The organism is Pseudomonas sp. Ma2-10 (assembly GCF_054330215.1).
The window spans coordinates 42929-63953 of record NZ_JBTEYL010000016.1 but is presented as its reverse complement, the minus strand read 5'-3'; the positions used below and the strand labels follow the sequence as shown (position 1 = coordinate 63953).

The window sequence follows — 21025 nt, the reverse complement described above, 5'->3', positions numbered from 1 at the left end:
CCTCTTGCCTGGGCTAACCCTGCTCTGGCTGACAATAACACTCGAGGGGCCATGATCCCTGCTGCGCCGAAGCTCGGCGCCAAAGCCTGGATACTGATCGACGCCGCAACGGGTACCGTTATTACCAGCCACAACAGTGATATGCGTCTACCGCCAGCCAGCCTGACGAAAATGATGACGGCATTTGTCACCAGTCGTGAAATCAAGGCCGGGCGTATCAGCGCTGATGACATGGTCACGGTCAGCGAAAATGCCTGGCGTACCGGCGGCTCACGCATGTTTCTTGACCCCGGCAGCTCTGTTTCGGTTCACGACTTGCTCAGCGGTGTGATCATCGACTCGGGCAATGACGCAAGCGTTGCGCTCGCCGAACATGTTGCCGGGAGCGAAGGCGCTTTCGTCGGGATGATGAACTCGACCGCTACGACGCTGGGGATCAGCAACACACACTTCATGAACTCCACCGGCCTGCCTGAGCCAGAGCATTATTCATCGGCCCGAGACATGGCAACGTTGGCTCGCGCGATCATCAGCGAAGATGCTGATTCCTACGCTCTATACGCCAAGAAACACTTCACCTGGAATGGAATACGGCAAGCCAACCGCAATCTTCTATTGTGGCGAGACGCAAGCTTCGACGGATTGAAGACCGGCCATACCGAAGCGGCTGGCTATTGCATGGTGGCTTCGGCGCACCGAAGCGGGCGGCGCCTGATCAGTGTGATCTTTGGCGCAAGTAGCACGCATAAACGCACGGCAGAAACGGAAAAGCTCATGGGTTACGGCTTTCGTTTCTACGACACCCAAACCTACAAAAAAGGCGGCGAAATACTCACGTGGTCAGCGCTCTGGAAAGGTAAAAATCGATCGATCGCTCTGGGGTTACTGGACGATATGACCCTCACCTTACCCAAGAATAAAAATCGAGAATTAGAAACACGCCTGGAGATTGATGGACCGCTCGAAGCGCCTATCGCTGTTGGCACCGTCGTTGGAAGACTGGAACTGTACGATGCGGGGCAAAAACTGGGAAGCCGGCCCTTGATAGCACTTGAGAACGGCGAAATAGGCAGTTGGTGGAAGCGTTGGTGGGATACGACGCATCTGTTTTTTACCCAAATGATTCGCGGTTGGTTCGATGAGACTGGCACTGCCTGACGATGGTCAATGCGATATCACGCCAGGAAAAAATTTCCGGACGGCGCACAAGGCTGGAGCAGTTGATGAACTCAGATGATTTAAGAAGAGAACTCGCACTCTCGAAATTCTTCAACGGTGACTCATCGCTCAATGACGCGGTCCAGGGACTGAGTCAGGACGAAAAAAAATTGTGTATTGAGTCAGCCTTTGAACAAGAGGCTACGCGTCTTGGAATAGAAGTATGGGAACTAACGCTGACACTGATTTCAGAGTCTCCCGAAGAACTGAAATACCGGACTCTGGAGTTCCATCGGGAAGTCGCAGAAATGGTAGAAATAGACTGGAAAGAGTATTGCAAGCTGAATGGGATAAACGAGTAATCGCCCCTAGACCCCATATCCAAACGTTCCGCCCCACGAACCGGGCTGTGATTTAGCGAATGCCTATAAGACGCGTGTAGATCCCCGTTCTGAGAGGATCGTTTCAAGCGGCTCCACATTAAGCCGCTGGCACTCGCTCTGAGCCTCTGCACGGGACTGATAGGTAGTCTGCAGTCGCAGTTTCCCCTCATTGTCGTAGAGGTTAAAACCTATAGGTGCGGTTTGGCAGTAGAAGCGCGAGCCGCTACGCGTGGATCCGGTTTCCGTGGGGACCGCAGGAACAACAACAAATCTCGGAATCATCTTCGCGCCCTCTCCAACACACCCTCACTATTAGCGGCTAAAAGCCACCACAGCAAGCGAACATCAGCAGTTTCCGATGAGAAGCACCAACGATCAACTTGTTGGAAGGTCGTCCATTCCTAAAAATCCTCGGTACTACGCTGCTCCCGTTTCCGGAGGAATGGCAATGCCACGTTCAGACCTGTTTCCATCCCAGCTACTCAAGATCAATCAAAACCAGCTAACCCTACAGGCCGCCATCATGGCGCTGACGCTTTGGCGTCGAGCAGTTCGGATCCGCTGAAGTAGCCTGCAACGTTCCACCGCGGCAGACGGCAATCGACCCACTGATTGAACACCGCCTCGAGGGTATGCTCTGCAGCGCTATCAACAACTCGATGTTTTCGCAGGAACGAAAAAAGGACCCGAAGGTCCTGATTTCAATCGCATACAGAATTTAGTGGAGCTCTGCAGCGCAATATTTGGAGCGGGAAACGAGACTCGAACTCGCGACCCCGACCTTGGCAAGGTCGTGCTCTACCAACTGAGCTATTCCCGCGTCTTGGTGAGGCGCATTCTATAGAATCCAGATGCCCCGTCAACCTCTTGATTCAAAAAAGTTTATTTCTTTTCCACCTCGGTCTTCAGATGCGGCCAGGCAGCCCGCAAATATTGGACCATGGACCACAACGTCAGGGCCGCGGAGATCAGCAGCAAGGCGTAACCCACCAGCACCCAAAACGTGAAATCCGACGGATTGGCCAGCAGGATCACCAGCGCCAGCATTTGCGCGGCGGTCTTCCATTTGCCCAGGTTAGACACGGCGACATGAGCGCGGGCGCCAAGTTCGGCCATCCATTCGCGAAGTGCCGAGACGACAATCTCGCGACCGATGATCACGGCGGCCGGCAGTGTGAGCCACAGGTTGCCATGTTCTTGCACCAGCAATACCAGCGCAACAGCGACCATCAGCTTGTCAGCCACGGGATCGAGGAAAGCCCCGAACGGTGTGCTTTGCTCCAGTCGGCGGGCCAGATACCCATCCAGCCAGTCTGTGGCGGCGGCAAATGCGAACACCGAGGCGGACGCCGTGTAGCTCCATTGAAACGGCAGGTAGAACAGTAAAATGAAGATCGGAATGAGCAGGACGCGTAGTACGGTAATCAGATTAGGGATATTCATCGGCACAACTGGCTACGAGGTGAGGGGGCATTCTACTCGCTGTGCAGATTGGCATAAATCAACTCTGCGAGCTTTTTACTGATCCCGGGTGCTTTGGCGATCTCTTCGATGCTGGCACGAGACAGCTCCTGCAATCCACCAAAATGTTTCAATAAATCGCGGCGACGGGTCGGTCCGACACCGGCGATACCCTCCAGTGTAGACGTGCGGCGTGTTTTCCCACGCCGGGCGCGGTGTCCGGTAATCGCGAAACGGTGAGCTTCGTCGCGTATTTGCTGGATCAAATGCAGCGCGGGGGAATCACCGCGCAAGGTGAATTCGTGGGCAGCATCATTCAGGTACAGGGTTTCGAAACCGGCCTTTCGTGTGGCGCCCTTGGCGACGCCCAGCAAAATCAAATCCGGCACGGCCAGTTCATTGAGCACGTCGCGAGCCATGGACAGCTGCCCCTTGCCACCATCCACCAGCAAAATGTCCGGTAGCTTGCCCTCCCCGCCCTTCAGTTTGCTGAAGCGTCGGGTGAGGGCCTGGTGCATTGCGGCGTAGTCATCACCCGGGGTGACGCCTTCAATGTTGTATCGACGGTAGTCGGACTTGATCGGACCCTCGGGACCGAACACGACGCAGGAAGCCACGGTTGCTTCGCCACTGGAGTGACTGATGTCGTAACACTCCAGGCGCTGTGGTGGCTCATCCAGGCTCAATACTTGCGCCAGGGCATCGAACCGTGCGGCAACGTGTTGACGGTTGGCCAGTCGCGCGCCCAGGGCCTGCTCGGCATTGGTGACCGCCAACTGCTGCCAACGTGCTCGCGTACCACGAACTCTATGGCTGATGGTCAATTCGCGACCGCGCAGCTCATCGATGGCCGCGATCAGAGTCGGGAAGTCTTCGTGAACCACGTTGACGATCAGTTCGCTCGGCAAGTCGCGCTCGGGACTGCTGACGAAGTACTGGCCGAGAAACGCCGCCATGACTTCGGAAACGTCTTCTTCAATACCCACCTGAGGAAAGAAGTTCTTGCTCCCCAGCACCCGCCCACCGCGCACACTGATCAAATGAACGCAGGCACCCCCCGGATTGATAAACGCTGCGATCACATCGACATCACCGGTCCCGCCTTCCATGCTCTGCTGATCCTGGACCCGGCGCAGTAATGAAATCTGATCCCGCAACTCGGCCGCACGCTCGAACTCGAGGTTGGTCGCCGCCTCTTCCATTCCTGCGGACAACTCGTCCGTCAACGCATTGCTGCGCCCCTCAAGGAACATCACCGAGTGTCGTACGTCTTCGGCATACGCCTGGGGCTCCACCAGCCCGACACAGGGCGCCTTGCAACGCTTGATCTGGTACTGCAGGCAAGGGCGCGTGCGGTTTTTGTAATAACTGTCTTCACACTGACGAACGAAAAACGTCTTTTGCAGCAGGCTCAGGCTTTCACGAATCGCCCCGGCGCTGGGATAAGGGCCGAAATACTTGCCCTTGGCCTTTTTTGCACCGCGATGGATGCTCAAGCGTGGAAACTGACCGTCCGAGAGAAAGACGTAAGGGTAGGATTTATCGTCGCGCAGCAGGATGTTGTAGGGCGGACGCCACTCCTTGATCAGCGTTTGTTCAAGCAACAGGGCTTCGGTTTCATTGGCCGTAATTGTCGTTTCGACTTGAGCGATACGCGCGACCAGCGCCGCGGTCTTGGGTGCAAGACCGGATTTACGGAAGTAACTCGACAGACGATTCTTGAGGTTCTTGGCCTTGCCGACGTAGAGCAGGCGTGCCTCGCTGTCGAACATGCGATACACACCGGGACGCCCACTGACCGTCGACAGAAAGGCGCTTGGATCGAAGGCTTCAGTCATTTTCAGAGGCTGGCATCGACCATGCCGTGACGAACCGCCAACAGCGTCAACTCGACATCGCTGCTGATCGAAAGTTTTTCGAAAATGCGGTAACGGTAGGTGTTCACGGTTTTTGGCGACAGACACAGTTTGTCGGAAATGATCTGAACCTTCTGACAACCGACAATCATCAGTGCGATCTGGATTTCCCGCTCCGACAAGGCATCGAAAGGCGAATCATTGGTCGGCTGGAAGGATTTGATCGCCAGTTGCTGTGCAATTTGCGGGCTGATGTAGCGCTGCCCGGCAAATACCAGTCGGATAGCCTGGACCATTTCCGGCAGCCCGGCACCCTTGGTCAGGTAACCTGCGGCACCGGCCTGCAACAACCTCGTCGGAAACGGATCTTCTTCGCAAACGGTGACCGCGACGACTTTGATATCCGGATGACTGCGCAATAATTTGCGTGTGGCTTCAAGACCGCCGATGCCGGGCATCTTGACGTCCATCAGTACCACATCGGGTTTCAATTCACGCGCCTTGAGCAGGGATTCTTCGCCTGACTCAGCCTGGCCGACTACTTGCAGGCCATCGATGTCAGCCAGCATTCGTGTAATGCCTGTACGAACGAGATCATGATCATCGACTACTAGCACCCTAATCAAGCAGACACCTCGCGAAATGGTCTTATTGGGTTGCCGACACCTTAGCAAAAAGCGACTGGCAGACCTAGCAGCAAGCGTCATATAAAAAGTTTCAATACATCTTGAAAGGCTTGTCGTATGCATGTTTCAGCCAGGCGAGGCATCGATATCGCGCTGCATTCTCAGGAAACACTCGTCTGTGCCGACCACCGTCAGCCCCTTTCTCTCATACAACGCTTGCGCAGGATTATTTTCAAAAACTGTCAAACGCAATGCCGGACGTCGCTCCTTGCACGCCATGGCGAATACCTGATCAATTGTCCAGGAACCGGCGCCCTGCCCTCGAAACGCTTCGATGACGTGCAACTCGCGAATGTACAGGGCTTTGGCATCACGACTCAGACTGACGTAGCCCACCAATGCCTCGCCGCGCACAATTAACCAATTCTCGCGCCCCGCCCAGCCAACATCGAACCCTTCGTCCTGCCATAGCAGATCGTGCTGAATGTAATAGCCCAGCATGTTTTTGCGAGTCAGTTCACGAGCGAAGTCCAGATCACGGAGCGCCGCCGGGTGTAATTCAAATGCCATCAAGCCTCCACGACGAGTTGCATGAAGCGCTGATGCCACACAATGCTTGTGGCAAGGTCACCGACGATGATCAGTGGCGTCAAGGTTCGTCCTTGTGAGGTTGTACGTAAGCGAAGCACAAAGTGTGTCACAACCGGCGACGCACTCAAGCGATAGAAAATGCCGCCGGTGATCGATAGCATTTTCTGATTGAATACGCGTACCGGCCTCGAGTAAGCTCGGCGTACTCATCGGAGACAAATCATGTTCAACGCCCCTTCACCGCTTCGTACCGTCAGCGCCCTGCGCTCGGTGGCGGCTGCCCGGGTGAATGACGTTTGTGCCCCGGTCAGCTTTTATTTTGGGTATTGGTTTAGCCACTGGCGCGCCTGATACCCACACGGCGCCCACTTTAAACGGGCCGCCGCCAGAGAATTCTCAACCCCCGGCCGGCTTCCCGACCGGGGGTTTTGTTTTTTCAGCCCCGCACTTTTTTAGCGACACACCAGACAACCAGAGGATTCAAAAAATGAACTACGCCACTTATTACCGTTACGACAGTTTTACCGCCTGGCGATTTAGCAGCCTCCGCTCGGGACAGCCTGCCGCCTCCGATCGGTCACCCACAGGTGGCAAGCACACACGCGCGGTCAATCCGGCCAATTGTCGAACACCCCAGTAGGGCCAGCGCGCGGGAAAGAACCCGCCGCCAGCCCAGGAAGCCCGAATATGAACTCGTCCGTCTCTGCTCTGCCGCTGTCCACCTTGAGCCCTGCCAATGAAGCGCTGACCCTGCGTCTGCCCAGTTCATTGCAACTCAAACAACAACTGCCACTCAGCAACGCCCTGAGCCAGCAAGTCGCCGCCCACCGCCAGGCGGTTCGCGCGATCCTCAACGGTGAAGACTCCCGTTTGCTGGTCATCGTCGGTCCCTGCTCGATTCACGATCCTCAGTCCGCCCTCGAATACGCCGGCAACCTCGCCCGCCTCGCCGCGGAGGTCAGTGATGAAATGCTGCTGGTGATGCGCGCCTACGTCGAAAAACCCCGCACCACGGTCGGCTGGAAGGGCCTGGCCTACGACCCCCACCTGGATGGCAGCGATGACATGGCCGGCGGTTTGACGTTGTCCCGCGAGTTGATGCGCGAAATGCTTCGCCTGGGACTGCCGATTGCCACCGAACTGCTGCAACCGATGGCCGCCGGCTACTTCGACGATCTGCTGAGCTGGGTCGCCATTGGCGCTCGCACCACCGAGTCGCAGATCCACCGTGAAATGGCCAGCGGCCTGAGCATGCCGGTCGGCTTCAAGAACGGCACCGATGGTAGTGTCGGTGTGGCCAGCGACGCCATGCGCTCTGCCGCCCATCCGCATCGCCATTTCGGTGTCGACAGTCAGGGGCATCCAGCAATCATTCAAACGCCGGGCAATCCCGACACCCACCTGGTGCTGCGTGGCGGACACCGTGGGCCAAACTACGAATGCGACAGCGTCGCCCGGGTGAACAGCGATTTGACCAAACTGAAGATCCCGGCCCGGATCATGGTCGACTGCAGCCACGCCAACAGCGGCAAAGACCCATTGCGTCAGCCAGCGGTGTTTAACGATGTGCTTGAACAGCGCCTGCAAGGTGATCGTTCACTGATCGGCATGATGATCGAGAGTCACCTGTTCGAAGGCTGCCAACCGCTGGGGCCGTCAATGCGTTATGGCGTGTCAGTCACGGACGGCTGCCTTGGCTGGAGCGGGACGGAATTATTGTTACGCCAGGCGGCCGACCGGCTCAGAGCGCAGAACACGGATCAGCAATCGGCGTGAGCCACCCGCTATTCCAGTCCTCCCATCGAGGACTGGACGTCGGAATCGAGACACTATCAACAGGCAAAAGGTGCTCCCAAAGTAGGCCATCGCAGGAAAACGCTCTGTAACAGATAAAAAGATGTCCAAATATTCCGACCAAGACCTCATGTACTTTCGAATTTTCGTACATTTTCTATTCCGTTTTCATCAGGTTACAGCGGCTTTTTCATACAACGCCGAACAGCGGGTGTGCTTTAGAGTGAGCCCATCGATACCCCCCTGAACGACTGCGAAAAAGGAAAGAACATGCTACGGAATGCAACTACTCAGTATCCGATCCTGTTGGTACACGGGCTCTTCGGCTTCGATCGCATCGGCAAGATCGAACTCTTTCAAGACGTCAAGCAAGCCCTCAGGAGTGCAGGCGCAAGAGTGTTTATCCCGCACTTGTCGGCGACCCATAGTAATGAAGTTCGAGGCGACCAACTTCTGGCGCAGATCGAACGGGTACTGGAAGGAACCGGTGCAAACAAAGTCAACCTGATCGGCCACAGCCAAGGCGCACTCGCTGCGCGTTATGCGGCGGCGACAGCGTCGGAGGTAATCGCTTCGGTGACATCCGTCAGCGGACCCAATCACGGCTCGGAACTGGCCGACTTCTTGCGCAAGGCACTGACGCCCGGGCGCCTGCCGGAACACGTCGCTGCGACGGTTGCAACGTTGTTTGCAGACTTTCTGTCGCTGCTCAGCGGCAACCATCACCTGCCGCAGAATGCAATCGCCGCCCTGAATGCCCTGACCACCGAAGGCGTAGGCGCGTTCAACGACAAGTACCCCCAGGGGTTGCCGAAAACCTGGGGTGGCAAGGGTCGCGAACTGGTCGACGGCGTACGTTATTACTCTTGGAGCGGCACCCTTCAGGGCGACCTCCTCGACAAAGGGCTTGATGCTCTGAGTCCTCTGCACGGATTTCTCCGCGCCTTTTCCCACTATTTCACCACCGAACCGGAGCAGAATGACGGCCTGGTTGGCCGCTACAGCTCCCACCTGGGAAAAGTCATCCGGTCCGACTATCCGTTGGATCATCTGGACAGCCTCAGCCAGACCGCCGGTCCGTTGCGCAAGGGCATCGACCCGATAGCCCTGTATGTGCAGCATGCGGAGCGCCTGAGAAATGCAGGCCTATAAAGCAAAGCCATACCCGCCTGCAGGCCTGGACGGAACTTTGAGGAGAAATAGGCCACTGAATCCGGTAGGCTCAGCACTTTACTGAACATTGAAAGGAGCATTTTCCCATGCCTAAAGCCACTGCCCGTCACATCCTGGTTGCCTCAGAAGCCAAGTGCAACGAACTGAAAACCCAGATCGAGGGTGGCGCCGATTTCGCCGAAATCGCCAAAGCCAATTCCACTTGCCCGTCCAGCCGCCAGGGTGGTGATCTGGGTTCGTTCGGTCCAGGCCAGATGGTCAAGGAATTCGACACCGTGGTCTTCAGCGCACCGATCAACGTGGTGCAAGGCCCGGTCAAGACCCAGTTCGGTTACCACCTGCTGGAAGTGACCAGCCGTCAGGACTGATCAACCCTTGAGTTTTCTGCACAACGGCCCGCCATTTGGTGGGCCGTTGTGTTTGGGATAGGTGATACGGGTGGCGAGGGACGCGCCGCTAGCGTACAAATTGTGGTTATTGACCACCCGGCTCTAAGGCTGACAATGCGACTGGCTTTCCCTACTTTATTGTTCACCGCCGTGGCCCTGTTGTTGAGCGTCACCGGTGTGACTGCAGCACCGCAACATGCGTTGACCGTGTACGGTGAGCCGGCGAAGTATCCTGCCGGTTTCAGTCATTTTGCCTACACAAACCCGCGAGCCCCCAAGGGGGGCAGGATGCGCCGCTCAGCTGTCGAGATCGGTCATTTCGATCATATTTTGCCTTACATTGACAAAGGCATTGGCGTCACACAGATCGACGGCCTGCTTTACTCGCCTCTCGCCCAGCGTTCGCTGGACGAGCCTTACACCGTGTACGGCCTGGTGGCTCAGAAGATGGAGCGCTCGGATGACGGTTTGTTCCTGCGCTTCTACCTGAACCCCAAGGCCCGTTTCGCGGACGGCAAACCGATCACGGCCGAAGACGTGCGCTACACCTTCGACTTGTTGATGACCCAGGGCAGCCTGCGTTATCGCACTCAATTTGCCGACGTCAAAGCCGTCGAAGTGGAATCACCTCTAACGGTTCGGTTCGACTTTAAAAGCAATGAAAACCGTACCCTTCCCCTTGATATCGCGACCTTACCGGTGTTTCCCGAGCATTGGTGGAAGACTCGCGACTTCGCCAATGGCGGCGGTTACGAGCCACCTTTGGGCAGCGGCCCCTACAGGGTAGGCAAGGTCGACGCCGGTCGCAGCATCATCTTCAAGCGCAACGCCGATTGGTGGGGCAAGGATTTACCGGTCAGTCGCGGCCTCTACAACTTCGATCTTTTCAAAATCGAGTACTTTGGCGATACCGATGTCGCCCGCCAAGTCCTGCGCGGCGGTGCCTACGACTACAACCGAGAATTCTCCGCCACCGGTTACTCCATCGGCTACGACAGCCCGGCCCTCAGTGACGGGCGCCTGCAAAAGGCGCACCTGGCAATCCAAGCCCCCCAACCGGCCCAGGGCTTTGTGTTCAATCTGCAAAACCCCCTGTTCCATGACCGTCGAGTACGTCAGGCGCTGGTGATGCTCTGGGATTTCGAGTGGAGCAACCGGCAGATGATGCGCGACATGTACATCCGCCAGCAGAGTATCTTTTCCAACACCGACCTCGCCGCCCGACAACTGCCGGACGCCGGCGAACTGGCGATTCTCGAACCGCTACGGGGGCAGATCCCCGACGAAGTTTTCACCCAGGTTTTCCAAGCACCGAAAACCGATGGCAGTGGCTTGATACGCGACAAACAGTTGCAGGCACTCGATTTGCTCAAACAGGCCGGCTGGAAACCCGATGGCGATCAACTGGTCAATGCCGAAGGCAAGCCATTGAGTTTCACCTTCCTGGTCAGCCAGAACGGCATTGACCGATTGCTGCTGCCTTATAAGCGCAACCTGAAACAGATCGGCATCGACATGAACATCCGCCGTATCGACTCGTCCCAATACGTGAATCGCTTGATGAGCCGCGACTACGACATGATCGTCACCGGCTACCCCGTCACGACGTCGCCCGGGGGTGAACTGATCAATTACTTCGGCTCGGTCTCGGCCAACGACCCTGGCGCGAATAACTACATGGTCTTGAAAAACCCGGCGGTCGACACACTGGTCGCCGGACTGATTCGCGCCACCACTCAACCCGAAATGCTGCACTACGCCCACGCGCTGGACCGGGTGCTGCAATGGAACTACTACTGGATTCCCAACTATTACCCGCCGGGCAGCTCCACCGTGTGGTGGAATCGTTTCGGCAGGCCCAACGAGCAAGCGAGCAATGACGAAGCCATCGAGAGCTGGTGGGAAATCAGCACCACGCCGCTGACCAACCAACAGATGACCGCCGAGCAAATCAGCCGTGGCAAACCCGGAGGGCCGCACTGATGTGGGCTTATATACTGCGGCGTTTGCTGCTGATCATTCCGACGTTGGTGATCATTCTTCTGGTCAACTTCATCATCGTCCAGGCCGCGCCGGGCGGCCCGGTAGAACAGGCCATCGCACACTTGCAAGGCATCGGCGGCGCGAGTGTCGGTGGCGGTTCCGGCGAACGCATCTCCGGCACCTCCCGATCCAGTCGCGGCCTCGACCCGCAACTGATCAAGGACATCGAAAAGCAATATGGCTTCGACAAGCCGGCGCACGAACGCCTGTGGCTGATGCTCACCAGTTATGCGCGCCTGGACTTCGGCAAAAGCTTTTTCCGCGGCGCGACCGTCACCGACCTGATCCTGGAAAAAATGCCGGTGACCATTTCCCTAGGGCTCTGGGCGACACTGATCACCTATCTGGTGTCGATTCCTTTGGGCATCCGCAAGGCCGTGCACCACGGCAGCCACTTCGATATCTGGAGCAGCACCGCGATCGTCATCGGCTACGCCATGCCGGCGTTCCTGTTCGCCATGTTCCTGATCGTGGTCTTCGCCGGTGGTACCTCGCTGAACTGGTTCCCGGTGCGAGGGCTGGTCTCGGACAACTTCGAATCGCTGTCGACCGTGGGCAAAATCGCCGATTACTTCTGGCACCTGGTATTGCCGGTGACAGCGCTGGTGATTGGCGGGTTCGCCACGTTGACCATTCTGACCAAAAACTCCTTCCTCAATGAAATCACGCGCCAGTACGTGGTCACCGCCCGCGCCAAGGGTCTGAGCGAACGCCGAGTGCTCTACGGTCACGTGTTTCGCAACGCCATGCTGCTAGTGGTCTCGGGGATTCCCCAGGCATTTATCAGCGTATTTTTCGCCGGTTCCCTGTTGATCGAAGTGATCTTCTCCCTCGACGGCCTGGGTCGCATGAGTTACGAAGCCGCGGTTTCCCGGGACTATCCGGTGGTATTCGGCTCGCTGTTCATCTTCACGCTGTTCGGTCTCGTGATAAAACTCGTCGGCGACCTCTGCTACATCCTCGTCGACCCGCGCATCGACTTCGCCGCGAGGAACGCCTGATGCTCGAACTCTCGCCGTTAGGTCGTCGTCGTTTTGAGCGTTTCAAGAAAAATCGTCGTGGCTGGTGGTCGCTGTGGCTGTTTGTCGGCCTGTTCCTGCTGACCCTCGGTGGTGAGCTGATCGCCAACGACAAACCGCTGATCATCAGCTACCAGGGTTCCCTCTACTTCCCCACCCTGAAGCGTCATACCGAGCAGGAATTTGGCGGACAGCTGCCGTTCCAACCTGACTACCGCAGCGATTATGTGCAGAAGCTGATTCACAAGGACGGTGGCTGGATGCTGTTCCCGCCGATCCCTTTCAGCGACGACACACCGAACTACGACCTCGACCAACCGGCCCCCAGTCCTCCGACGAAGGTCAACTGGCTAGGCACCGACGACCAGGCGCGGGACGTGTTGGCCCGAGTGATTTTCGGTGCGCGGGTGTCGATCCTGTTTGCCTTGATGCTGACTTTTGTCAGCGCACTGATCGGCATCGCTGCCGGCGCGCTGCAAGGCTATTACGGCGGCTGGGTCGACCTGATCGGTCAACGGTTGCTGGAGGTTTGGTCGGGACTGCCGGTGCTGTACCTGCTGATCATCCTGTCGGGGTTCGTCGAGCCCAATTTCTGGTGGCTGCTGGGGATCATGGCGCTGTTTTCCTGGCTGGCCCTGGTGGATGTGGTGCGCGCCGAGTTTCTGCGCGGACGCAACCTGGAATACGTCAAAGCCGCCCGCGCACTGGGCCTGACCGACCGCAAGGTGATCGTCCGGCACATCCTGCCCAACGCAATGAACGCGACGCTGAGCTATCTGCCGTTCATTCTGACCGGGGCAATTTCGACCCTCACAGCATTGGACTTCCTCGGTTTCGGCATGCCCGCCGGCAGTGCATCGCTGGGCGAGTTGATCGGTCAAGGCAAGCAGAACCTGCAAGCGCCGTGGCTGGGGCTGACGGCGTTTTTCACCCTGGCGCTGATTCTTTCTTTACTGGTGTTTATTGGAGAGGCATTGCGAGATGCCTTTGATCCAAGGTCATGAAGCGGACGGCTGATATGAGTAACAACCTGATCGAAATCCGTGACCTCTGCGTGGCCTTTAGCGGCCAGACCGTGGTGCGCAATCTGTGCCTGGACATCCGCCCCGGCGAATGCCTGGCACTGGTGGGCGAGTCGGGCAGCGGCAAGTCGGTGACCGCTCACTCGATCCTGCAACTGCTGCCCGAGACCGGCACTGAAACCACGGGCAGTATTCGCTACCGGGGCCGGGAGCTGGTCGGCGCTCCGGCCAAGGTGTTGCGAGAGCTACGGGGTAACCGCATCGCGATGATCTTCCAGGAGCCCATGACCTCGCTCAACCCGCTGCACAGCATTGAAAAACAGATCGGCGAAACCTTGCTGCTGCACAAGGGCCTGGCCGGCAAAGCGGCGCAAGCGCGGATACTCGAGTTGCTGCATCTGGTTGGCATTCACAAGCCCAAAGAGCGGCTCAAGGCCTATCCCCATCAATTGTCCGGTGGCCAGCGGCAACGAGTGATGATCGCCATGGCCCTGGCCTGCGAACCGGAGTTGCTCATTGCTGACGAGCCGACCACAGCGCTGGACGTGACGGTGCAGCGCAAGATCCTGCTGCTGCTCAAGTCCCTGCAACAGCGCCTCGGTATGTCGTTGCTGCTGATTAGCCACGACCTCAATCTGGTGCGCAGCATTGCCCAACGAGTCTGCGTGATGAAGGCCGGCGAAATCGTCGAGCAGGCACCTTGCGAAACACTGTTTACCGAACCCAAACATCCTTACAGCTGCGAGCTGCTGAACGCCGAACCTGAAGGTGAAGCACTGCCCCGGGACGAGCGCGAGAACGTGCTGGAAGTGGACAATCTGCGCGTTCAGTTTGCTCTCGGTGGCGGGCTGTTTCAGCGCAAGACCTACCTGAAGGCCGTGGACGGCATCAGCCTGAACATTCAACGCGGCAAGACGCTGGGCATTGTCGGCGAATCCGGCTCCGGCAAGTCGACGCTGGGTCAGGCGATCCTGCGTTTGCTCGACTCCGAAGGCCGCATTCGCTTTCAAGGTGAAGCGCTGGACGGCCTGACGCAAAAACAGCTGCGACCGTGGCGCAAGAAAATGCAGGTGGTGTTCCAGGACCCGTTCGGCAGCCTCAGCCCGCGAATGTCCGTGGCGCAGATCATCAGTGAAGGCCTTGAGGTGCATAGCCAGTTGACGCCGGACGAATGCAAAGCTGAGGTAATTCGGGCGCTGGAAGAAGTCGGCCTCGACCCGCAAAGCCGTCATCGCTACCCGCACGAGTTTTCCGGCGGCCAACGCCAACGCATCGCCATCGCCCGGGCGCTGGTGCTGAAACCGGCGCTGATCCTGCTGGACGAACCGACCTCAGCACTGGATCGCACGGTGCAAAAACAAGTGGTCGCCCTGCTCCGCCAACTTCAGGAGAAATATGGCCTGACCTACCTGTTCATCAGCCATGACCTGGCAGTGGTGCGCGCACTGGCTCACGACATGATCGTGATCAAGGACGGCAAAGTGGTGGAAAGCGGTGCCAGCCACGACGTGTTTGAATCGCCGCAGCATCCGTATACCAAAGAGCTGTTGGCGGCGGCGCATCCTGGGGCCGTCCGATGAACACCACCGAAAGCCTCAAGGACTACCAGCGCGTTCGTTTGCTGGCCATCCGCTCGTTGTTCGAGATCATCGAGCAATCCAGTGAAGGCACGGTGATTGTCGACCGCGATGCGAACATCGTCTGGATGAACGAGCGCTATGCCCGACGCTTTGGCCTGGAATCGGCGGAAGTGGCGATTGGCAAGGCCTGCGAAAGCGTGATCCCCGGCAGTCTGTTGCGCGACGTGGTGCGCACCGGTCGACCGATCTTGCTCGACATGCAGGACACCCCCAAAGAACCACTGGTGGTGATGCGCCTGCCGATTCATGACGACGCCGGTGTGGTGATCGGTGCCATCGGGTTTGCGCTGTTCGACGAATTGCGCAGCCTCTCGCCGATGCTCAAACGCTACATGAGCATGCAGGAAGAACTGGCGTCCACCCGCTCGCTGCTGCGAGCGCGCCAGACCAAGTACAACTTCGCGCACTTTATCGGCACCAGTGCCGCCAGCCTCGACGTCAAACGCCGCGCCCGGCGCAGCGCGAGCGCCGAGTCTGCGGTGTTGCTGCTCGGTGAAACCGGCACCGGCAAAGAACTGTTGGCTCAGGCGATCCACGGCGCTTCGCCGCGCGCGCACAAAGCCTTCGTCAGCATCAACAGCGCGGCGATTCCCGAATCGTTGCTGGAAGCGGAATTCTTCGGCACCGCGCCCGGCGCCTTTACCGGTGCTGATCGCAAGGGTCGCGTCGGCAAGTTGCAGATCGCCCAGGGTGGCACCCTGTTTCTCGATGAAATCGGCGACATGCCGTTGCCACTGCAAAGCAAATTGCTGCGGGTATTGCAGGAAAAGGAGTTCGAGCCGGTGGGCTCCAACGAAATGATCCAGAGCGACGTGCGGGTGATTGCCGCGACCTCCACGGATCTGGAAGCCGCGATCAAACGCGGCGAATTTCGCGCCGATCTGTATTACCGCCTCAACGTGCTGCCGATCCAGGTCCCGCCGCTGCGTGATCGACTCGACGACCTGCCTGCTCTCAGTGAAGCGATCCTTGAGGAACTGCGCAGTCAACACGAACTGAACCACGAAGCGCTGGACCTGCTGGCTCAACATGCCTGGCCGGGGAACATTCGTGAACTGCGCAACGTGCTGGAGCGGGCGGCATTACTCAGCGATGACCTGGTGCTGAACACCGCGGATATCCGCGCGGCAATTGGTACGTTTACACCGGTCGCGCGTGCGACGCCTGTAACGATTGAGCCGGTTGCGCATGAGACTTTCAGTGCGTCTCGGGAGCGGTTTGATCGACAGTTGATTGAGGTCACCCTCGCGCAATGCGGCGGGAAGGTTGTTAAAGCAGCAGCGCGGTTGGGGCTGGGGAGGTCGACGTTGTATAAGAAAATGGTGGCCCTGGGGATTGCAGAGTCTCCATAAAGAGACATTCATCTCCACTTGTAGACAGAGCATCGCAAGCAAGTTCATTCCCGTACGTTGACCGCGTCGCGCAGAAAAATGCAGTCAAATGTCAGTGCGAACTGACTCGTGATGAGGTCGGCGTACCCCATACAAATCTCATAATAGAGACAAACGACTAAAACCCAACTCAACCAATCTGCATATATCCTTATATTTCAATAGCTTGCATGCCTGGCACGAAACTCGCTAAAGCCCTCTCTCACCAAGATCCACCCTAAAAAAATAACAATCCAGGAGACACACCATGAGTGTGATCATTGCCTTGGCAGCGCTCACGCTGCTAATGCTCGCGGCCTACCGTGGCTACAGCGTTATCCTCTTTGCCCCGATTGCCGCCCTCGGCGCCGTTCTGCTCACCGACCCTTCCGCCGTCGCGCCCGCCTTCACCGGGGTGTTCATGGAGAAAATGGTCGGCTTCATCAAACTGTATTTCCCGGTGTTCCTGCTCGGTGCCGTGTTCGGCAAGCTGATCGAGTTGTCGGGCTTTTCGCGCTCCATTGTCGCCGCGGCGATTCGCCTCCTCGGCACGAGTCAGGCGATGCTGGTGATCGTACTGGTCTGCGCCCTGCTGACTTACGGCGGCGTGTCGCTGTTCGTGGTGGTATTCGCGGTCTACCCGTTTGCTGCTGAAATGTTCCGCCAGAGCAATATTCCCAAACGACTGATCCCGGCGACCATCGCCCTCGGCGCATTCTCGTTCACCATGGACGCTCTGCCCGGCACCCCGCAAATCCAGAACATCATCCCCAGCACCTTCTTCAACACCACCGCCTGGGCCGCGCCCTGGCTAGGCCTGATCGGCTCGATCTTCGTGGTCTGCGCCGGCATGCTGTTTCTGCAGCGCCAGCGCAACAAGGCTCTGCGCGCCGGTGAGGGTTATGGCACCGAACTGCGCAACGAACCGGAAACCGCGGCCGACATCAAACTGCCCAACCCGTGGATCGCCGTGTCGCCGCTGTTGGCCGTCGGCGTCATGAACCTGCTGTTTACCCAGTGGATTCCACAGTGGTACGGCAAGACCCATAGCCTTGCGCTGCCGGGCATGGCCGCGCCGGTGACCACTGAAATCGCCAAACTCACGGCGATCTGGGCCGTTCAAGCGGCGTTGTTGGTCGGCATCATTATGGTGCTGGTATTCGGCTTCAAGGCAATTCGCGGCAAACTCGCCGAGGGCAGTAGAAGTGCAGTCAGCGGCTCCTTGCTGGCGGCGATGAACACCGCGTCGGAATACGGTTTTGGTGCGGTGATCGCCTCCTTGCCGGGCTTCCTGGTGCTGGCCGACTGGCTCAAGAGCATTCCCAATCCGCTGGTCAACGAAGCGATCACAGTGACCCTGCTGGCCGGCATTACCGGCTCCGCGTCGGGCGGCATGAGCATTGCGCTGGCGGCCATGGCCAATGACTTCATCGCAGCGGCCCACGCCGCCGACATCCCGCTGGAAGTGCTGCACCGGGTGGCCGCGATGGCCAGTGGTGGCATGGACACCCTGCCGCACAACGGCGCGGTGATTACCTTGCTGGCGGTGACCGGCCTGACCCACCGCGAAGCCTACAAAGACATTTTCTGTATTACGCTGATCAAGACCCTGGCGGTCTTTGTGGTGATCGGTACTTTCTACGCCACTGGCATTGTGTGAGGTATACATGACGACTCTTTCGGGCAAGACCGCACTGGTCACCGGTTCCACTAGCGGAATTGGCTTAGGGATTGCCCTGAGCCTGGCCAAGGCTGGCGCCAACCTGATCCTCAACGGTTTCGGTGATGCGTCCAAGGTGATTGCCGAGGTGGAGCTGCTCAATAACAACAGCGGTGGCAAAGTCGGCCATCACCCGGCCGACGTCAGCGACCCTGAACAGATCGCCGACATGATCGCCTACGCCGAGCGCGAGTTCGGCGGCGTGGACATCCTGGTCAACAACGCCGGCATCCAGCATGTGGCGTCGGTTGAGGATTTTCCGGTTGAGCGCTGGGATTCGATCATTGCGATCAACCTGTCTTCGGTATTCCATAGCACCCGCTTGAGCCTGCCCGGCATGCGCGCCAAGGGCTGGGGACGGATCATCAACATCGCTTCGGTGCACGGCCAGGTCGGTTCGGTGGGCAAGGCAGCTTACGTGGCAGCCAAGCATGGGGTGATCGGTTTGACCAAGGTGGTAGGGTTGGAGACGGCCACCACCAATGTCACCTGCAACGCCATCTGCCCGGGTTGGGTGTTGACGCCATTGGTGCAGAAGCAGATTGATGATCGCATCGCCAAAGGGATCGATCCGCAACAGGCGCAACATGATTTGCTGGCCGAGAAACAGCCTTCACTGGAGTTTGTGACGCCGCCACAATTGGGCGAACTGGTGCTGTTTTTGTGCAGTGAGGCCGGTAGCCAGGTGCGTGGCGCGGCGTGGAATATTGATGGTGGGTGGTTGGCGCAGTAACCCACAGATGATCGTTCCCAGGTCGAGGCGTCGAACCGTCCGCGTGGGAACGATCTGAACGAGAGAACAACAAAAAGAGGCAAGCCATGTCCGACATCCTCTGGCAACCCAGCGCCAAGCGCATCGGCAAGACCCGCATGGAGGCCTTTCGGCGCTTCATCAATCAGCGACACGATCTCCACGTCGACGACTACCCTGCCCTGCACCAATGGTCCATCGATCAGCGTGAAGCGTTCTGGCAGGCCATCGTCGATTTCTTCGACATCCGTTTCCACGATCAACCGGATGCGGTGCTGGTGGAAGGCGCGCAAATGCCCAGCGCCCAATGGTTTCCCGGCGCCACCCTGAACTTCGCCGAACACCTGCTGCGCCGTCGCGACGACGCCGTGGCGGTGGTGGCCATCGGTGAAAACGGTCAGCGCGAACAGTTAACCTGGGCCGAACTGGCGGAGCATGTCGCCGGCTTCCAAAATAGCTTGATCGCCGCCGGCGTCGTCGTTGGCGACCGTGTGGCCGCGTGCATGCCGAACACCTGGCAAACGCTGGTGGCCATGCTCGCCACCACCAGCCTGGGGGCGATCTGGTCCTGCTCTTCGCCGGACTTCGGCACCCAAGGGGTAATCGACCGCTTCGGCCAGATCGAGCCGACGGTGCTGATCACTTGCGCTGGTTACCGCTATGCCGGCAAGGCCATCGACCAGACCGCCAAGGTCAATGAAATCCTCGAACGCTTGCCGTCCTTGCAGCAATTGATTGTGGTGCCTTACGCCCGACCGCAAGCGCGCATCGAACACTTCCACACCCGGGCCAACGTGACGCTCTGGGATGAGTTCTACGACGCTGGCGGCGAGCCGGATTTCGTCCCCGTGCCCTTCGCTCATCCGCTGTACATCCTCTATTCCAGCGGCACGACTGGCGTGCCGAAATGCATCATTCACAGCACCGGGGGCGTGTTGCTGCAACACGTCAAGGAACACGGATTGCATTGCGATCTCGGTCCCGGCGACCGCTTGTTCTACTACACCACGTGCGGCTGGATGATGTGGAACTGGCTGGTCTCGGCGCTGGCCGTAGACAGCGCGGTGGTGCTGTACGACGGCTCGCCGTTTCATCCCGCCCCCGAGCGTCTGATTGACCTGATCGATGACGAACGCATCAGTGTTTTCGGCACCAGCCCCAAGTACCTCGCGACCCTGGAAAGCAGCGGCATCAAACCTCGCGAAAGCCATGACCTGAGCCGCCTCAAAACCCTGCTGTGCACCGGTTCCGCGTTGTCACCGCAGAGTTACGACTACGTCTACCGCGACCTCAAGACTGACCTGTGCCTGGCCTCGATGTCCGGCGGCACCGACATCGTTTCGTGCTTTGTGAACAGCAATCCGCTGCAAGCGGTGCGCCGTGGCGAGATACAAGGCAAAAGCCTGGGCATGGCGGTGGAAGTCTGGAATGACAACGGCCAACCTGTGATTGGCGAAAAAGGCGAACTGGTGTGCACCCGACACTTTCCGGCAATCCCCATCGGGTTTTGGAATGATCCTCAGCAGGACAAGCTTCGCGCCGCGTACTTCAGTCAGTTCCCCGGTGTCTGGGCCCAAGGCGATTACGCGGAACAATTACCCCATGGCTCGATGATGATCCACGGACGCTCCGACGCCGTGCTCAACCCCGGCGGCGTGCGCATCGGTACCGCGGAAATCTACCGTCAGGTGGAGAAAGTCCCGCAAGTGCTGGACAGCGTGGCCATCGGTCAGCAATGGCAGGATGACGTTCGGGTCGTGCTGTTCGTACGTTTGCGCGACGGTGTCGAATTGGACCAAGCACTGGAGCAGCACATTCGCCAGGTCATCCGCGCCAACACTACGCCGCGGCATGTGCCAGCGAAGATTGTCGCGGTGACGGACATTCCACGGACGATCAGTGGCAAGGTTGTCGAGTTGGCCGTACGAAATGTGGTGCATGGCCAGAGGGTGAAGAATACCGATGCCCTGGCCAATCCTGAGGCGTTGGAGCAGTTCCGCGACCGACCTGAATTGCAAAACTGAGGAGG

General features: G+C 58.3%; 17 protein-coding genes and 1 tRNA gene. 13 read left to right on the top strand and 5 right to left on the bottom strand.

Going from position 1 to position 21025, the window contains the following annotated elements; translation table 11 throughout:
• Positions 1 to 51: 51 nt before the first annotated feature.
• Both ACXPVS_RS18695 and ACXPVS_RS18690 read left to right on the top strand, forming a co-directional pair.
• Entirely contained in the window at positions 52 to 1158 is a 1107-nt protein-coding gene (locus tag ACXPVS_RS18695) for a D-alanyl-D-alanine carboxypeptidase family protein (protein WP_458511250.1), read from the top strand.
• 65 nt (positions 1159 to 1223) lie between these two features.
• Positions 1224 to 1520 (top strand): DUF6388 family protein, encoded by a 297-nt coding sequence (locus ACXPVS_RS18690; protein ID WP_458511249.1) that lies wholly within the window; start codon positions 1224 to 1226, stop codon positions 1518 to 1520.
• Positions 1521 to 2285: 765 nt separating this feature from the next.
• On the opposite strand, the gene ACXPVS_RS18685 is transcribed toward ACXPVS_RS18690, so the two are convergent.
• The 5 genes from ACXPVS_RS18685 to ACXPVS_RS18665 all read right to left on the bottom strand — a co-directional run bounded on the left by ACXPVS_RS18685 (position 2286) and on the right by ACXPVS_RS18665 (position 6054).
• Positions 2286 to 2361 (bottom strand) — tRNA-Gly (locus ACXPVS_RS18685).
• 62 nt (positions 2362 to 2423) lie between these two features.
• Positions 2424 to 2984: a CDP-diacylglycerol--glycerol-3-phosphate 3-phosphatidyltransferase gene (gene pgsA, locus ACXPVS_RS18680; RefSeq protein WP_458511248.1), complete on the bottom strand. Its 561-nt coding sequence runs from the start codon at positions 2982 to 2984 to the stop codon at positions 2424 to 2426.
• Between the two features lie 32 nt (positions 2985 to 3016).
• Complete coding sequence (gene uvrC / locus ACXPVS_RS18675) at positions 3017 to 4840, bottom strand: excinuclease ABC subunit UvrC (RefSeq protein ID WP_458511247.1); 1824 nt, start codon at positions 4838 to 4840, stop codon at positions 3017 to 3019.
• 2 nt (positions 4841 to 4842) lie between these two features.
• Positions 4843 to 5484, bottom strand: a complete 642-nt coding sequence (gene gacA, locus ACXPVS_RS18670; RefSeq protein ID WP_008015884.1) for a response regulator transcription factor GacA — start codon at positions 5482 to 5484, stop codon at positions 4843 to 4845.
• Between the two features lie 126 nt (positions 5485 to 5610).
• Complete coding sequence (locus tag ACXPVS_RS18665; RefSeq protein ID WP_458511246.1) at positions 5611 to 6054, bottom strand: GNAT family N-acetyltransferase; 444 nt, start codon at positions 6052 to 6054, stop codon at positions 5611 to 5613.
• Positions 6055 to 6762: 708 nt separating this feature from the next.
• Between ACXPVS_RS18665 and ACXPVS_RS18660 the strand changes: the two genes are divergently transcribed.
• The 11 genes from ACXPVS_RS18660 to ACXPVS_RS18610 all read left to right on the top strand — a co-directional run bounded on the left by ACXPVS_RS18660 (position 6763) and on the right by ACXPVS_RS18610 (position 21020).
• The gene (locus tag ACXPVS_RS18660) at positions 6763 to 7851 is read left to right on the top strand and encodes a 3-deoxy-7-phosphoheptulonate synthase (RefSeq protein ID WP_458511245.1); all 1089 of its coding nucleotides are present in this window, start codon (positions 6763 to 6765) and stop codon (positions 7849 to 7851) included.
• A gap of 288 nt (positions 7852 to 8139) precedes the next feature.
• Positions 8140 to 9021, top strand: a complete 882-nt coding sequence (locus ACXPVS_RS18655) for an esterase/lipase family protein (RefSeq protein ID WP_458511244.1) — start codon at positions 8140 to 8142, stop codon at positions 9019 to 9021.
• A gap of 107 nt (positions 9022 to 9128) precedes the next feature.
• On the top strand, positions 9129 to 9410 hold the full coding sequence (locus ACXPVS_RS18650) for a peptidylprolyl isomerase (protein WP_458511243.1): 282 nt from the start codon (positions 9129 to 9131) through the stop codon (positions 9408 to 9410).
• A 135-nt stretch (positions 9411 to 9545) separates the two neighbouring features.
• Positions 9546 to 11414, top strand: a complete 1869-nt coding sequence (locus ACXPVS_RS18645; RefSeq protein WP_458511242.1) for an extracellular solute-binding protein — start codon at positions 9546 to 9548, stop codon at positions 11412 to 11414.
• Entirely contained in the window at positions 11414 to 12475 is a 1062-nt protein-coding gene (locus ACXPVS_RS18640; RefSeq protein ID WP_458511241.1) for a microcin C ABC transporter permease YejB, read from the top strand. The genes ACXPVS_RS18645 and ACXPVS_RS18640 overlap by 1 nt, the downstream gene beginning before the upstream one ends.
• Positions 12475 to 13497 (top strand): ABC transporter permease, encoded by a 1023-nt coding sequence (locus tag ACXPVS_RS18635; RefSeq protein WP_458511240.1) that lies wholly within the window; start codon positions 12475 to 12477, stop codon positions 13495 to 13497. The genes ACXPVS_RS18640 and ACXPVS_RS18635 overlap by 1 nt, the downstream gene beginning before the upstream one ends.
• A 14-nt stretch (positions 13498 to 13511) precedes the next feature.
• Positions 13512 to 15095: an ABC transporter ATP-binding protein gene (locus tag ACXPVS_RS18630; protein WP_458511239.1), complete on the top strand. Its 1584-nt coding sequence runs from the start codon at positions 13512 to 13514 to the stop codon at positions 15093 to 15095.
• The gene (locus ACXPVS_RS18625) at positions 15092 to 16507 is read left to right on the top strand and encodes a sigma-54 interaction domain-containing protein (RefSeq protein WP_458511238.1); all 1416 of its coding nucleotides are present in this window, start codon (positions 15092 to 15094) and stop codon (positions 16505 to 16507) included. The genes ACXPVS_RS18630 and ACXPVS_RS18625 overlap by 4 nt, the downstream gene beginning before the upstream one ends.
• 286 nt (positions 16508 to 16793) lie before the next feature.
• The gene (locus ACXPVS_RS18620) at positions 16794 to 18185 is read left to right on the top strand and encodes a GntP family permease (protein ID WP_458511237.1); all 1392 of its coding nucleotides are present in this window, start codon (positions 16794 to 16796) and stop codon (positions 18183 to 18185) included.
• 7 nt (positions 18186 to 18192) lie between these two features.
• Positions 18193 to 18978 (top strand): 3-hydroxybutyrate dehydrogenase, encoded by a 786-nt coding sequence (locus ACXPVS_RS18615; protein ID WP_458511236.1) that lies wholly within the window; start codon positions 18193 to 18195, stop codon positions 18976 to 18978.
• Between the two features lie 86 nt (positions 18979 to 19064).
• Positions 19065 to 21020, top strand: a complete 1956-nt coding sequence (locus tag ACXPVS_RS18610; protein ID WP_458511235.1) for an acetoacetate--CoA ligase — start codon at positions 19065 to 19067, stop codon at positions 21018 to 21020.
• The last annotated feature ends 5 nt before the right edge of the window (positions 21021 to 21025 follow it).